This window comes from Enterobacter sp. 241F3 (assembly GCF_034106785.1).
GTDB classification, from domain to species: Bacteria; Pseudomonadota; Gammaproteobacteria; order Enterobacterales; family Enterobacteriaceae; genus Enterobacter; species Enterobacter vonholyi.
Genome location: NZ_JAWNDD010000008.1, coordinates 22116 through 35500, shown reverse-complemented (window position 1 = coordinate 35500; position 13385 = coordinate 22116). Strand labels below are relative to the sequence as shown.

The window sequence follows — 13385 nt, the reverse complement described above, 5'->3', positions numbered from 1 at the left end:
CTTTCCGAGAAATGCGTTATGAGTTAGAGGGGCCTAAGCCCCTCTTTTAAATACATTAACGTCTAAAATTACCACCAGATTTCCATCTGAGCACCGAAGGTCCACTCGTCGCTGTCACCACGGCTGGTCGTACCGAACGGAGTTACGGTGCTGTTGCTTGCAGCAGTGGAAGAGAAGTTACCCTCAGAGTCGGTCTTCACGTAACCCCATTTCTCATCCCACTTGGCGTAGGTAGCAAACACGCGAATCGCTGGACGGGACCAGATGCTGTCACCCGCCTGCCACTGTTGTGCCAGAGTGATTTTGTATTGGTCGTTACGATCGCCGGTTTGCTGAGATTTGACGTTGTCATATCCCACTTCCAGCAAGGTGCTCATGATAGGCGTCCATTTGTACATTGGACGCACGCCCACGGTGTACCAGGTGGTACCTTGATTGTTGTCACGATCGATATCCTGATACATACCGACGTACATCAGGTCCCATTTATCCGCCAGCGTGATCGCACCGTGGTCGAGGATACGGATCAGGCTGCCGTCATTATCAACAGCACCCCCACGCGCCTGACCTTTACCCTGAGAAATCATGGAGTCGGTGGCGTACTGCACCACAAACTTGTTGAAGCCTTTCATCATGCTCTGGGTGTGTTCTGCAGTGAACATCCAGCCATCTTTCGATGCACCAGGCTGCAGGTAGTAATCGTCAGGAATGTTGGTATGGCCGTAGTCAACACCCAGTTCCAGAGTACCGCCCGGGTTAATTTCCATACCGGCTAAACGCGCATCAAACACGTCGTTTGGCACTTTGTTGTTATAGGTACGCAGACCGGTATTCGGATCGCGATCGCCAAAAGCCGAGGAGCCGCCGGATTCAGAAGAACGAGTTGCTGCGAGAGAGAGTTTACCTATACCGACATCAACGTTTTCCAGACCTGCACCAGGACCAGAAATATCCCAGTAGTAGAAGTCGATCATGTGAACGTCATGACGTTGATAGAAACGCTTACCTGCCCAAATATTTGCCCCTGGCAGTGAATCAATCAGGTTTTTACCTACGACGTTAAACTCACGCACTGCTGGCGTGTTACTGTCTTCCCAGTCGTTAAGCTGAGCAGTTTTATAGGCGATGTTGGAATCGAAATAGAAGCTCTTGTCCGCTTCTTTCCACACTTCCTGGCCTAATTTAACTTCCGCATAGGTTTCACACTCGTTACCAAGACGATATTTAGAATCCGCACCGGTGGTCTGGAAACATTGTTGTTCACCACCACTCCCGGTCCAGCCGATGCCAGAACGAGCATAACCTTTAAAATCTACAGCACCCGCCTGGGCAGACAGGATGCCTGCCGCAATGGCGATTGCCAGAGGGACTTGTTTGCGCAGAGTAATCATCATTCTATCTCCTGAGATCATTGCTTTTCTTTGAACACTTCACCTGTCGGTTTCGTGTTTTCTTTTGGGATTGCTTAAACGCCTGGCTCTTTATGCAACCGACGACATGCAGTGCCATCCTCACGGAACAGATGGCAACGCTCTGGCGGCAAGCCGATAGCGAATGTGGCACCCTCTTCTACCAACACCACGTCATTCTGGCGGTAGACCAGGTTCTGACGGATGGCGGGGATCTGGATATGAATCTGTGTTTCGTGACCAAGCTGTTCGACGACCTGAACGTCACCTTCCAGGGTCACATCAGCGATGTGGCTCGGCAGCAGATGCTCAGGACGAATACCGAGGGACATGTTTGCCCCGACCTGTACGTTGGCGCTGTCGACCGGCAGCCAGACCTGCTGGCGGTTTGGCAGCTCCACCTGTACCTGTTCAATGGCTGTCGCGGTCACTTTGACGGGCAGGAAGTTCATCTTTGGCGAGCCAATGAAGCCCGCAACAAAGCGGTCTGCCGGGTAGTGATACAGCTCCAGCGGTTTACCCACCTGCGCCACGCGACCGGCATCCAGCACCACGATTTTGTCGGCGAGGGTCATCGCTTCGACCTGATCGTGGGTGACGTAAATCATCGTGCGGCCAAGACGCTTGTGCAGACGGGAGATTTCGATACGCATCTGGACGCGCAGGGCGGCATCCAGGTTGGAAAGCGGTTCGTCGAGCAGGAAGACGCGCGGCTCGGCGACCAGGGTACGGCCAATCGCCACGCGCTGACGCTGACCGCCGGAAAGCGCTTTCGGCTTACGCTCCAACAGGTGCGCCAGCTGTAATACTTCAGCTACCTGCGTCACGCGCTGGTTAATGACCTCTTTCTTCGCGCCGGCCAGCTTCAGGCCAAAGGACATGTTCTCGGCAACGGAAAGATGGGGATAGAGTGCATAAGACTGGAACACCATGCCTACGCCACGTTCGGCAGGCGGGATGTCATTCATTCGGGTATCACCAATCAGCAGGTCGCCGCTGGTGATGGTTTCAAGACCGGCAATCATACGCAGCAGAGTAGATTTACCACAGCCTGATGGGCCAACAAACACCACGAATTCGCCTTCGTTGATGTCCAGATTGATGTCTTTGGACACCACAACGTCACCCCAGGCTTTCGTTACATTACGCAGCTGTACGCTCGCCATGCCCTTCTCCCTTCGTTACAACCTGTCACCGACAGAAACATTCAAGATAAGTTCACTATGGGGTATCCATTACTTTCCCGAATCCTCCACCCCCCGCCTTTTTTATGGGGGAGGAGGCGGGAGGATGAGAGAGCAGGCTCTGCGACCGCCGTGGGAGGGCTGAGGCAAAATTCGTGAAGCCGCCTGCAAAATTCGGTGGGTTTTTATGTGCGCCAGCACTCATAACTTAAATTTATGCAACGGAGATCACACAAACGGGGGGCGGGGCGTAGGGGTTGGGAGGATGGAAAGAGGATGTCAAATAAGGAGACTGAGACACGTTGAACCACTGAAGTCATACCATGAGACATCACCAAAAAGGATGGCAGCTATGAATATCAAGACTGGCGCACGCGTTTTCGCATTGTCCGCCCTCGCAGCAATGATGATTTCCGCACCGGCGCTCGCCAAAATTGAAGAAGGCAAACTGGTTATCTGGATTAACGGCGACAAAGGCTATAACGGCCTGGCCGAAGTGGGCAAAAAATTCGAGAAAGACACCGGCATCAAAGTTACCGTAGAACACCCGGACAAACTGGAAGAGAAATTCCCGCAGGTTGCGGCAACCGGCGACGGCCCGGACATCATCTTCTGGGCGCATGACCGTTTCGGTGGTTACGCGCAGTCTGGCCTGCTGGCTGAAGTCACCCCGGACAAAGCTTTCCAGGACAAACTGTTCCCGTTCACCTGGGACGCTGTTCGCTATAACGGCAAGCTGATCGCTTATCCTGTCGCGGTTGAAGCCCTGTCTCTGATTTATAACAAAGACCTGGTCCCTAACCCGCCGAAAACCTGGGAAGAGATCCCGAAACTGGATAAAGAGCTGAAGGCGAAAGGTAAATCTGCCCTGATGTTCAACCTGCAAGAGCCGTACTTCACCTGGCCGCTGATTGCTGCCGACGGCGGTTACGCGTTCAAGTTTGAAAACGGCAAATACGACGTAAAAGACGTGGGCGTCGACAGCGCAGGTGCGAAAGCGGGCCTGACCTTCCTGGTTGACCTGATCAAGAACAAACACATGAACGCGGATACCGATTACTCCATCGCGGAAGCGGCGTTCAACAAAGGCGAAACCGCGATGACCATCAACGGTCCGTGGGCCTGGACCAACATCGACAAGAGCAAAATCAACTACGGCGTGACGCTGCTGCCAACCTTCAAAGGCAAGCCGTCTAAACCGTTCGTTGGCGTGCTGAGCGCGGGTATCAACGCCGCCAGCCCGAACAAAGAGCTGGCGAAAGAGTTCCTGGAAAACTACCTGCTGACCGATCAGGGTCTGGATGAAGTGAACAAGGACAAACCGCTGGGCGCCGTTGCGCTGAAATCCTTCCAGGATCAGCTGGCGAAAGACCCACGTATCGCGGCTACCATGGATAACGCCCAGAAAGGCGAAATCATGCCGAACATCCCACAGATGGCTGCGTTCTGGTACGCCACCCGTACCGCGGTCATCAACGCTGCAAGCGGTCGCCAGACCGTTGATGCCGCGCTGAAAGATGCTCAGGGTCGTATTACTAAGTAATGACGTAGTCCCCTCTCCCTTTGGGAGAGGGTTAGGGTGAGGGTCGTCGCTATTCGCACGCCCTCACCCCGGCCCTCTCCCCCAGGAGAGGGAGAAAAGATCAAACGTTGTAGAGGAAAAACCCCATGGATGTCATTAAAAAGAAACGCTGGTGGCAAAGCGACGCGCTGAAGTGGTCAGCGATAGGTCTGCTGTGTCTGCTGGTGGGTTACCTTGTTGTTTTAATGTACGTACAAGGGGAATATCTGTTCGCCATCATGACGCTGATTTTAAGCTCTGCTGGCCTGTATATTTTCGCCAACCGTAAAGCCTATGCCTGGCGCTATGTCTACCCGGGCGTGGCCGGGATGGGGCTGTTTGTCCTGTTCCCGCTGATTTGTACCATCGCCATTGCGTTTACCAACTACAGCAGCACCAACCAGCTTGCGCAGGAACGCGCCCAGCAGGTCCTGCTGGATCGCTCATATCAGGCAGGTAAGACCTTTAACTTCGGCCTCTATCCTGCGGGGAACGAGTGGAAGTTAGCGCTTACTGACGAAGCAAGCGGCAAATACTACGTTTCCGACGCGTTCAAATTTGGCGGCGAGCAGAAGCTGGCCTTAAAAGAGGCCGAGGCCCTGCCGGAAGGTGAACGTGCCAACCTGCGCGTCATTACCCAGAACCGCCAGGCGCTGACCCAGCTCACCGCCGTGCTGCCAGATGAAAGCAAAGTGACCATGAGCTCGCTGCGCCAGTTCTCAGGCACCCAACCGCTCTATACCCTGGCGGATGACGGCACGCTGACCAACAACCAGAGCGGCGTGAAGTACCGTCCGAATAACGACATTGGTTTCTATCAGTCCATTACTGCCGACGGCAAATGGGGTGATGACAAGCTCAGCCCGGGCTACACAGTCACCATCGGCTGGGACAACTTTACCCGCGTATTTACCGACGAAGGCATTCAGAAACCCTTCTTTGCCATCTTTGTATGGACAGTGGTCTTCTCGGTGCTGACGGTGATACTGACCGTTGCCGTGGGCATGGTTCTGGCCTGTCTGGTCCAGTGGGAATCCCTGAAGGGCAAAGCGATCTACCGCGTGCTGCTGATTCTGCCGTATGCCGTGCCGTCGTTTATCTCGATTCTGATTTTCAAAGGGCTGTTTAACCAGAGCTTCGGTGAAATCAACATGATGCTGAGCGCGCTGTTTGGCATCAAACCGGCCTGGTTCAGCGACCCGACCACCGCCCGCTCGATGATCATCATCGTGAACACCTGGCTGGGCTATCCGTACATGATGATCCTGTGCATGGGGCTGCTGAAGGCCATCCCGGATGACCTGTACGAAGCTTCGGCGATGGACGGCGCGGGCCCGTTCCAGAACTTCTTTAAGATTACGCTGCCGCTGCTCATCAAGCCGCTCACCCCGCTGATGATTGCCAGCTTCGCCTTTAACTTTAACAACTTCGTGCTGATTCAGCTGTTGACCAACGGCGGCCCGGACCGCCTCGGCACTACGACGCCGGCAGGCTATACCGACCTGCTCGTGAGCTACACCTACCGTATCGCCTTCGAAGGCGGCGGCGGCCAGGACTTCGGTCTGGCGGCAGCGATTGCCACCCTGATCTTCCTGCTGGTAGGCGCACTGGCGATTGTGAACCTGAAAGCCACACGTATGAAATTCGACTAAGGAGGGCATCGATCATGGCAATGGTACAACCCAAATCTCAGAAACTGCGCCTCCTGGCGACGCACTTAGGCCTGCTGATTTTCATCGCGGCGATCATGTTCCCGCTGCTGATGGTTATCGCCATCTCCCTGCGTTCGGGTAACTTCGCGACAGGAAGCCTGATCCCGGACGAAATCTCCTGGGAGCACTGGAAGCTCGCGCTGGGCTTTAGCGTGGAACACGCGGATGGCCGCGTCACGCCGCCGCCGTTCCCGGTGCTGCTGTGGCTGTGGAACTCGGTGAAAATCGCAGGTATTACCGCCATTGGTATCGTGGCGCTGTCCACCACCTGCGCCTACGCCTTTGCCCGTATGCGTTTCCCGGGCAAAGCGACGCTGCTGAAAGGGATGCTGATTTTCCAGATGTTCCCGGCGGTGCTGTCGCTGGTGGCGCTGTATGCCCTGTTTGACCGCCTGGGCCAGTACGTCCCGTTTATCGGCCTGAACACCCACGGCGGCGTGATCTTCGCCTACCTTGGCGGTATCGCACTGCATGTGTGGACCATTAAAGGCTATTTCGAAACTATCGACGGCTCGCTGGAAGAAGCCGCCGCGCTGGATGGGGCTACCCCGTGGCAGGCGTTCCGCCTGGTGCTGCTGCCGCTGTCGGTGCCGATTCTGGCGGTGGTGTTTATCCTGTCGTTTATCGCTGCGATCACCGAAGTACCGGTTGCCTCACTGTTACTGCGTGATGTGAACAGCTACACCCTGGCCGTGGGTATGCAGCAATACCTCAACCCGCAAAACTACCTGTGGGGCGACTTTGCCGCGGCGGCCGTACTTTCCGCCATCCCGATTACCGTGGTGTTCCTGCTGGCGCAGCGCTGGCTGGTGAACGGCCTGACGGCGGGCGGTGTGAAAGGTTAAGTTTCATTTTGTTATGCCACTGCAACCCTCAACTTTAGACGTATTGTATTGACCCAACTTGTGACTGTTGTTAGGCGCTCTTCGGAGCGCCATTTTTTTATTCCCGTTTCAGCCGCTTCGAATTGCACAGCCAGAGGGTGATCACCAGCAGCAGGATCGCCGCCGAGTAGATCAGCACGTCGAGCGGGGATTTATGATCGACGATGATCAGCCGCACAATGGCGGTGATCCCAATGTAGACAAAATAACGTAGTGGGAAGTGAAAGCCGGACTGAAAATACTTCACAATCAGGGCGATAAATTCAAAGTAGAGAAAGTAGACCACCAGGCCTTCCACCAGCGCATATTTGCTGGTTTGTTCAGGGGCAAACAGCACATCCGCCAGATGCACCGTCTCTTTACCCAAAAAGACGACCAGTATCAGGCCAAGGCTCAACAGACCGAGGTTCAGCACGGTCTGGAGGATAGTTGAGATAAACTCAACGCGCGGGCGAGTCAGGGATGTCATACAGCACCTCATTCTCCAGGGCGAGGTTTCTGTATAACGCAAAAATGTGACGGAGATCTATATTTTTTGTTTATGTTTAGCGCACCGGAGAGGATTCCCCTCACCCCGGCCCTCTCCCCAAAGGGGCGAGGGGGAAAAGACAGCACCGAGCGATCCCCTCTCCCCTTTGGGGAGAGGGTTAGGGTGAGGGGCATCAGCGGAAGTTAATGTTCTTATCGCTGGTCATGTCGTACAGCTGGAACTTACGTCCAAGCTGCTGGCCGCCGTCGCGCGTCAGCGGCGTCCAGCCAACCGCTGCACGGCTGCGGGTTGGGCCTGACGAGAACAGATCCAGCGGAATCGACACATAGACTCCCTTGGTGAAGTCCCCTTCCCCGTATTCGTCCGGCGAGACGTTGGTAATGGTGGCGTAGCCGCCCACCACGACGCCGCTATCGAAGTGTTTGGAGATGTCCAGCGTACCGCCCTTATCGCCCGCCAGATACTGGCCTACGCTGGCTTTCACCAGCACGTCAGGCGCGAACGACGGCGTCCAGTAGGCGGTCAGGTGACCGGTTTTGACGCTGTAGTCGGTGAACTTCATCATGTCCTGCGCGCTGCGCCAGTCACGCTGTTTAACATAGTTAGCATCAATCCCGAACGCCCAGTTGCTGTCGACAGGACGATAAAGCACTTCCGCCCCCGCGCCGCCGTACATGGTTTCCAGATACCCGCCGTACACCTGGCCGTAGAAGCCGTTGCCGAAGTACTGGAAGTAGTTGGCCTGCAGGTTGTTCACGTAAGCATCGTTCTGCACGTACTCACGCACGCGGGTACGCACGCGCGGCAGCGACGAGTCTTTTGGCGGGTTGGTGTAGTTGAACTTGTCGTAGTTGTTGGCGATGTTGCCGAACAGGCTGCCGGTGGTCAGCAGATGGTCGGTCAGCCACAGATCCGCCGTCGCCATGACGCCCAGCTGATACATGTAGAAGTTTTCCGGCCCACCGACGGACTGGTTCAGCACCGGATCGATATGGAAATCGAAGCGCGACTTGTCGATATACCAGCCCTGCTCTGTGGTTTCTGGGACGATCGGCTCAACGCGTTTTTGCACCAGCTCGGTTTCATGTCCCAGCGGCTCGCCTTCGAGGTGGCGCTTAAGGCTGGCAACATCCGTTTCCGTCGTCACCTGCGGCAGGTTGAGACGGTTCTCCGTCACGCGGATCGTGCGGATCCCCTCTGGCAGATCGTTCATGATGATCCGGTTGGCGCGCTCGATCCCTTCCCGCGAGTCGCGGTATTTCACCTGCTCGCCGGTGACGTAAAGCGTATCGCCTTTCACCTGAATTTTCGGATCCGCCAGGCCAGCATTGTATTTCAGCAGCGTCAGCTGGTTTGCCACCACGGAGTGCTGCAGAATCGCATCCTGCGGTTCCGGCTGGTATGCAGGCCGCGCGTTGTCATTGTAGTGCGGCCGCATGTCGTTAAAGTTGGTGCGCAGCGTGAAGCCGAACATCACCGTATTGCCGCGCTCGTAGCTGAGGTTAACGTCGGCCCAGTCGGTGACGCGATAAATTGCGCCGACGTTAAACTTGCTCTTCTGCTCAATCTTCCCGGCGAAGTCCTGCGAGTAATCATTCCCCTCGTACTCCAGCTTCAGGCGTAACGGCTGCCATGGGGTTTGATACTCCACACCGCCAAACAGCGATGCCGGACCGTGGAACATCTGATCCCCGTTGATGGAGCCCGCTTTCTTATAGCTGTTATCGCGGTAGCAGTATTTATCGCTGTAGGAGCAAAACGGGTTTTTCACGTTTCCGCTGGTGCCGAGATAGCCCCATCCCAGGCCAAGCGAGAAGTCGAACGGCCCCCAGGCCTTGCTGGCCACGATGTATTCCGCATCAAACAGGCCGGTACCGCCGATATCTTTGGCGCCCACGGAGACCTGCGGCATCCAGTAGCTCTCTTCCCACAGGCGCAGCTTGACGTCGAAGGCTTTATCTTTGTAGGTCTGATCGCCTGAGAACGCCTCGACGCTGCTGTATTGTTTCGTCCGCACGTCGGTATAGCGCAGCGTGGTTTCAAGCCACGGGAACAGCTGCACTGACCCCGAGTAGTAGCGATACTGGTCGTTATCACGGTAGTTAAGGCTAATTTCCCCTTCGCGCGCCATACGCGCGGTGGGCGTTTGCAGTAAACCGACGCCGCCGAAGTCTGACTGAGACGGGCCAATGGGTGCCGGATACGTTTCTGCATGGCAGGCGGCATTCACGCAGAGCGCCAGCATGCTGTAGAGATAGGTTCTTTTCATTATTCCGGTATCCGCTGAATCAGGGAGTGAAGGATATCGGCGTTAAGCCCGTCATACGCCTTCGTCCAGAAATGGTCGGCAAAACCGACAAAAATAATGCTGCCCGGCATGGGTTCGATATGACGTTTATTCCAGTAAGCAACGGGGGCTTTTTGCGTGTGGCCGTCGGGGTAAATCACCCAGGCGTAGCTGTTATCCGCGCCGCTCAGCCGACTCTGCTCGTCGAGATAACTCGCCACGTCACGACCGGGGGTAAAGGGCTTGTTACCCGGGCTGCTGATAAGCCCCATCACGGTCACCGTCGTCGGCTTCGCCGGAAGCCAGAGCGTGTAGTCCCCTTCCAGCGCCGGGTTGCCGTTTTCCGTGACGCGCACGTCATCCGGGTCAAGATTGACGTTCTGTCGGCCCGTCACCTTCAGCGCCTGCAGCTGCTGGCGAACGCTATTAATGGCCGCCGCGTCGTCGCCGTCTTCCTGTTCCGCGAGTCCCGTTAGTCTGGCAAGAAGCGCCTTGTGCTGCTGTTCCGCTTCAACGGTCTTCTGCCGTTCAGCGATGACCGCGCCTGGCCACCAGCTGTTGGCAAGCCTTGGCTGTCCGACGAGATCGAGCAGATGTTCGGCGTGGGTTAAGGTTTTGGGTTTTTCACTGTCCGGCGTGTAGACCTTCACAGTCCCGGCGGACCATGCCAGCGGCGCGGCAAAACTGGCGATAAGCGCAGCGTGGATGAGCATTTTCATGATTTCGCCGCCTTGATCAGGGTGGTTTTGACCGGAAAGAATCCGGCACCAAGATACTGTAATGACTGGCGGATCTGCCCTTCCTCGTCAATCCAGAAGCGGTTGTGCCAGGTGGCCCGATCGGTAGTGACCTCTTCATCCAGCACGCGAACCTGCGTTTCGTCGCTGCCGACCTTCACGCTGTCCGTGCCGTCCCAGCGGAAGGTCGAGCGTGCCGTGGCGTAACGCACCTGCTTGTGTTCAGTCCAGCCCATCGTGCGCGTCCAGCCTGCGCCGTCGACGATCTGGTTCGGCTTGATCAGCGGGTCGTCGGCGAGATTATTCACCTCCAGCAGATTGTCGCCGCCCAGCAGGGTTTTCACGATACGGCCATGCTGCGTCACGATGGTGGCCTGATCCTGCGTCACCCATTTCTGCTGCCCGTTTTCATCGAAAGCGAGCACCACAAAAAGCTGCGGGCCATCGTTAAGCTGCATGTACTGACTGGCATAAGGCATGTTCTGAAGTTCGTCATCGGTCAGATGCACGCCCGGCGTGCCGAACATGCTTTCCCACAGTGAATTACCCAGCCCTTTAGTGGTGGCCGAGCACGCCTGCAGCAGCAGGCAAATCAGAATGATTGCAGGTCGCTTCACGACTCTTCTCCGAAGGGGCGAAATAACCACACCGAAGTGTGGTTATGATTAAAACACCCGCTATTACTGGGTGCTGGTTGTCGTGGTGGTCGTGGTTCCGGTGTTGGAGCCATCACCGCCACCGGTTGCCGCCAGCGCGACACCCACGGCTGAACTTACGGTGCTGGCGCTGGCTGCGGTAGAACTTCCCGCAGACGCAGACGTCGCAGCCGACCCCGCCGCTTCCCCGACCTGAACCGGAGCTGCATAAACAGATGTCGCCGCAAGCGCAGATATGGCAAAAATGCCATACAGTACTTTCTTCATAACAATTTCCCTTCAATGAATGAATGGAGATTTGCCCGAAAAGAATTTCAGGCGGAATCGAGTATACACAACTCATGCCGTGGGTTTGCCGTAAGGGGAAATAGGGAGCGGGTTTTCGGAATAATGGTTAAAATGGAAATGAAGGACAAATCCAAAAAATACAAAAGAAATACAAAACAAATACTTATAATATATTTACATTATCTGATTTCTGCGTATTTTCTTAAAATAAACCGCAGCAATTAACGGGTTAAGCGTCTTTTTCGGATTAAACTCAGATCCAGAATTTGAGTTAACTAACAGACATCAGGAATTATCCGATAAAAAAATGCCGGCATTAAGCCGGCACGTTTTCATGTCGTTTTAATTACGCACGCCATGCTTTATAACGGTTGATCAAACCATTTGTCGAGCTGTCATGGCTGGTAATCGCTTTATCGTCACCCAGCTCTGGCAGAATACGGTTTGCCAGCTGTTTGCCCAGCTCAACGCCCCACTGGTCAAAGGTGAAGATGTTCAGGATCGCGCCCTGCGTGAAGATTTTGTGCTCGTACAGGGCAATCAGCGCGCCCAGGCTGAACGGCGTGATTTCGCGCAGCAGGATGGAGTTGGTTGGACGGTTGCCTTCAAACACTTTGAACGGTACCACGTGTTCCAGCGTAGCAGGATCTTTACCCTGGTCACGGTATTCCTGCTCAACCACCTCGCGGGATTTACCGAACGCCAGCGCTTCGGTCTGGGCGAAGAAGTTGGACAGCAGCTTCGGATGGTGGTCGGACAGCGGGTTATGGGTGATAGCCGGAGCGATGAAATCGCACGGTACCATTTTGGTGCCCTGGTGAATGAGCTGGTAGAAAGCATGCTGACCGTTAGTGCCCGGCTCGCCCCAGATAATTGGACCAGTCTGGTAGTCCGCCGCGTTGCCGTTACGGTCAACGTATTTACCGTTGGATTCCATGTTGCCCTGCTGGAAGTACGCCGCAAAGCGGTGCATGTACTGGTCGTACGGCAGGATCGCTTCGGTTTCAGCGCCGAAGAAGTTGTTGTACCAGATCCCGATCAGCGCCAGCAGTACCGGCAGGTTTTTCTCAGGCGCGGTGGTGGAGAAGTGTTTGTCCATCGCGTGCGCGCCGGAGAGCAGCTCAACGAAGTTGTCGAAGCCCACGGACAGGATGATGGACAGGCCAATCGCAGACCACAGGGAGTAGCGGCCGCCAACCCAGTCCCAGAACTCGAACATGTTCGCGGTGTCGATACCGAACTCGCTGACGGCTTTACCGTTGGTAGAAAGCGCCGCGAAGTGTTTCGCCACGTGCTTGTTGTCGCCAGCGGTTTTCAGGAACCAGTCGCGCGCGCTGTGGGCGTTGGTCATGGTTTCCTGAGTGGTAAAGGTTTTAGACGCAACCAGGAACAGGGTGGTTTCCGGGTTCACGTTCTTCAGCACTTCGGCGATGTGGGTACCATCGACGTTAGACACAAAGTGCATGTTGAGGTGGTTTTTATACGGACGCAGCGCTTCGGTCACCATGAACGGGCCGAGGTCAGAACCGCCGATACCGATGTTAACCACGTCGGTGATCGGTTTGCCGGTGTAGCCTTTCCAGCTACCGGAGATAATCGCTTCGGAGAACGCTTTCATCTTTTCCAGCACCGCGTTCACTTCCGGCATGACGTCTTTGCCGTCAACGATGATTGGCGTATTGCTACGGTTACGCAGGGCCACGTGCAGCACGGCACGATCTTCGGTGCGGTTGATCTTCTCGCCGGAGAACATGGATTTGATGGCGTCTGCAAGCTCAGTCTCTTTCGCCAGATCCTGCAGTTTTGCCAGCGTCTCTTCGGTAATGCGGTTTTTAGAAAAATCCACCAGCATCAGGTCGTCGAAGGTCGCGGAGAACTTGTTGAAACGATCGGCATCTTTCGCGAAAAGATCCGCGATGGTGACGTCTTTCATTTCATCATAATGTTTCTGGAGTGCCTGCCAGGCAGCGGTCTGCGTTGGGTTGATGTTTTTCATTAGCAATACTCTTCTGATTTGAGAATTGTGACTGCGGTCGATTGTAGCGCCTGCAAATAAAAATTGTGATGGTTTTTATGCCATTGCCCTGGCCTGCATCAAACACAGGTGAAAAGACCCGAAAAGTATAGTTGCTGAAGCGCCCTCCCGGAGCGGATAAATGTCGGTCAAAACGCCCTAA

11 protein-coding genes are annotated in these 13385 nt (G+C 55.3%); 3 read left to right on the top strand and 8 right to left on the bottom strand.

The window, feature by feature from the left end:
• Positions 1–68: 68 nt before the first annotated feature.
• Positions 69–1394, bottom strand: coding sequence for a maltoporin (locus tag UR504_RS18235; protein WP_047173657.1), 1326 nt, complete (start codon positions 1392–1394; stop codon positions 69–71).
• 71 nt (positions 1395–1465) lie between these two features.
• Positions 1466–2575, bottom strand: coding sequence for a maltose/maltodextrin ABC transporter ATP-binding protein MalK (gene malK / locus UR504_RS18230; protein WP_023310005.1), 1110 nt, complete (start codon positions 2573–2575; stop codon positions 1466–1468).
• Positions 2576–2945: 370 nt separating this feature from the next.
• Here malK and malE point away from each other — a divergent pair, with 370 nt between their 5' ends.
• From malE to malG, 3 genes are all read left to right on the top strand, one after another.
• The gene (gene malE / locus UR504_RS18225; protein ID WP_045909150.1) at positions 2946–4136 is read left to right on the top strand and encodes a maltose/maltodextrin ABC transporter substrate-binding protein MalE; all 1191 of its coding nucleotides are present in this window, start codon (positions 2946–2948) and stop codon (positions 4134–4136) included.
• Positions 4137–4261: 125 nt separating this feature from the next.
• Positions 4262–5806 (top strand): maltose ABC transporter permease MalF, encoded by a 1545-nt coding sequence (gene malF / locus UR504_RS18220; protein ID WP_136195996.1) that lies wholly within the window; start codon positions 4262–4264, stop codon positions 5804–5806.
• Between the two features lie 14 nt (positions 5807–5820).
• The gene (malG, locus tag UR504_RS18215) at positions 5821–6711 is read left to right on the top strand and encodes a maltose ABC transporter permease MalG (RefSeq protein ID WP_023310002.1); all 891 of its coding nucleotides are present in this window, start codon (positions 5821–5823) and stop codon (positions 6709–6711) included.
• A 97-nt stretch (positions 6712–6808) separates the two neighbouring features.
• Here the strand turns inward: malG and psiE are convergent, their stop codons facing one another.
• The 6 genes from psiE to pgi form a co-directional block, all read right to left on the bottom strand.
• Positions 6809–7219, bottom strand: coding sequence for a phosphate-starvation-inducible protein PsiE (gene psiE, locus UR504_RS18210; protein ID WP_000202963.1), 411 nt, complete (start codon positions 7217–7219; stop codon positions 6809–6811).
• A 193-nt stretch (positions 7220–7412) separates the two neighbouring features.
• The gene (locus tag UR504_RS18205) at positions 7413–9509 is read right to left on the bottom strand and encodes a YjbH domain-containing protein (protein ID WP_302238006.1); all 2097 of its coding nucleotides are present in this window, start codon (positions 9507–9509) and stop codon (positions 7413–7415) included.
• A complete protein-coding gene (locus UR504_RS18200; protein ID WP_302238008.1) occupies positions 9509–10246 on the bottom strand; it encodes a capsule biosynthesis GfcC D2 domain-containing protein in 738 nt (245 codons plus the stop codon). The genes UR504_RS18205 and UR504_RS18200 overlap by 1 nt, the downstream gene beginning before the upstream one ends.
• Positions 10243–10881 carry a YjbF family lipoprotein gene (locus UR504_RS18195; protein ID WP_115876948.1) on the bottom strand — a complete coding sequence of 213 codons (639 nt, stop codon included), beginning with the start codon at positions 10879–10881 and terminating at the stop codon, positions 10243–10245. The genes UR504_RS18200 and UR504_RS18195 overlap by 4 nt, the downstream gene beginning before the upstream one ends.
• A gap of 63 nt (positions 10882–10944) precedes the next feature.
• Complete coding sequence (yjbE, locus tag UR504_RS18190) at positions 10945–11187, bottom strand: exopolysaccharide production protein YjbE (protein ID WP_008503423.1); 243 nt, start codon at positions 11185–11187, stop codon at positions 10945–10947.
• Between the two features lie 367 nt (positions 11188–11554).
• Complete coding sequence (gene pgi, locus UR504_RS18185; protein WP_302238011.1) at positions 11555–13204, bottom strand: glucose-6-phosphate isomerase; 1650 nt, start codon at positions 13202–13204, stop codon at positions 11555–11557.
• Positions 13205–13385 lie beyond the last annotated feature (181 nt).

Bases quoted from the DNA above. Each gene is read 5' to 3' on its own strand.
- pgi (WP_302238011.1), bottom strand. From the start codon at position 13,204: ATGAAAAACATCAACCCAACGCAGACCGCTGCCTGGCAGGCACTCCAG.
- psiE (WP_000202963.1), bottom strand. From the start codon at position 7,219: ATGACATCCCTGACTCGCCCGCGCGTTGAGTTTATCTCAACTATCCTC.
- malE (WP_045909150.1), top strand. From the start codon at position 2,946: ATGAATATCAAGACTGGCGCACGCGTTTTCGCATTGTCCGCCCTCGCA.
- yjbE (WP_008503423.1), bottom strand. From the start codon at position 11,187: ATGAAGAAAGTACTGTATGGCATTTTTGCCATATCTGCGCTTGCGGCG.
- malF (WP_136195996.1), top strand. From the start codon at position 4,262: ATGGATGTCATTAAAAAGAAACGCTGGTGGCAAAGCGACGCGCTGAAG.
- UR504_RS18205 (WP_302238006.1), bottom strand. From the start codon at position 9,509: ATGAAAAGAACCTATCTCTACAGCATGCTGGCGCTCTGCGTGAATGCC.
- malK (WP_023310005.1), bottom strand. From the start codon at position 2,575: ATGGCGAGCGTACAGCTGCGTAATGTAACGAAAGCCTGGGGTGACGTT.
- malG (WP_023310002.1), top strand. From the start codon at position 5,821: ATGGCAATGGTACAACCCAAATCTCAGAAACTGCGCCTCCTGGCGACG.
- UR504_RS18235 (WP_047173657.1), bottom strand. From the start codon at position 1,394: ATGATGATTACTCTGCGCAAACAAGTCCCTCTGGCAATCGCCATTGCG.
- UR504_RS18200 (WP_302238008.1), bottom strand. From the start codon at position 10,246: ATGAAAATGCTCATCCACGCTGCGCTTATCGCCAGTTTTGCCGCGCCG.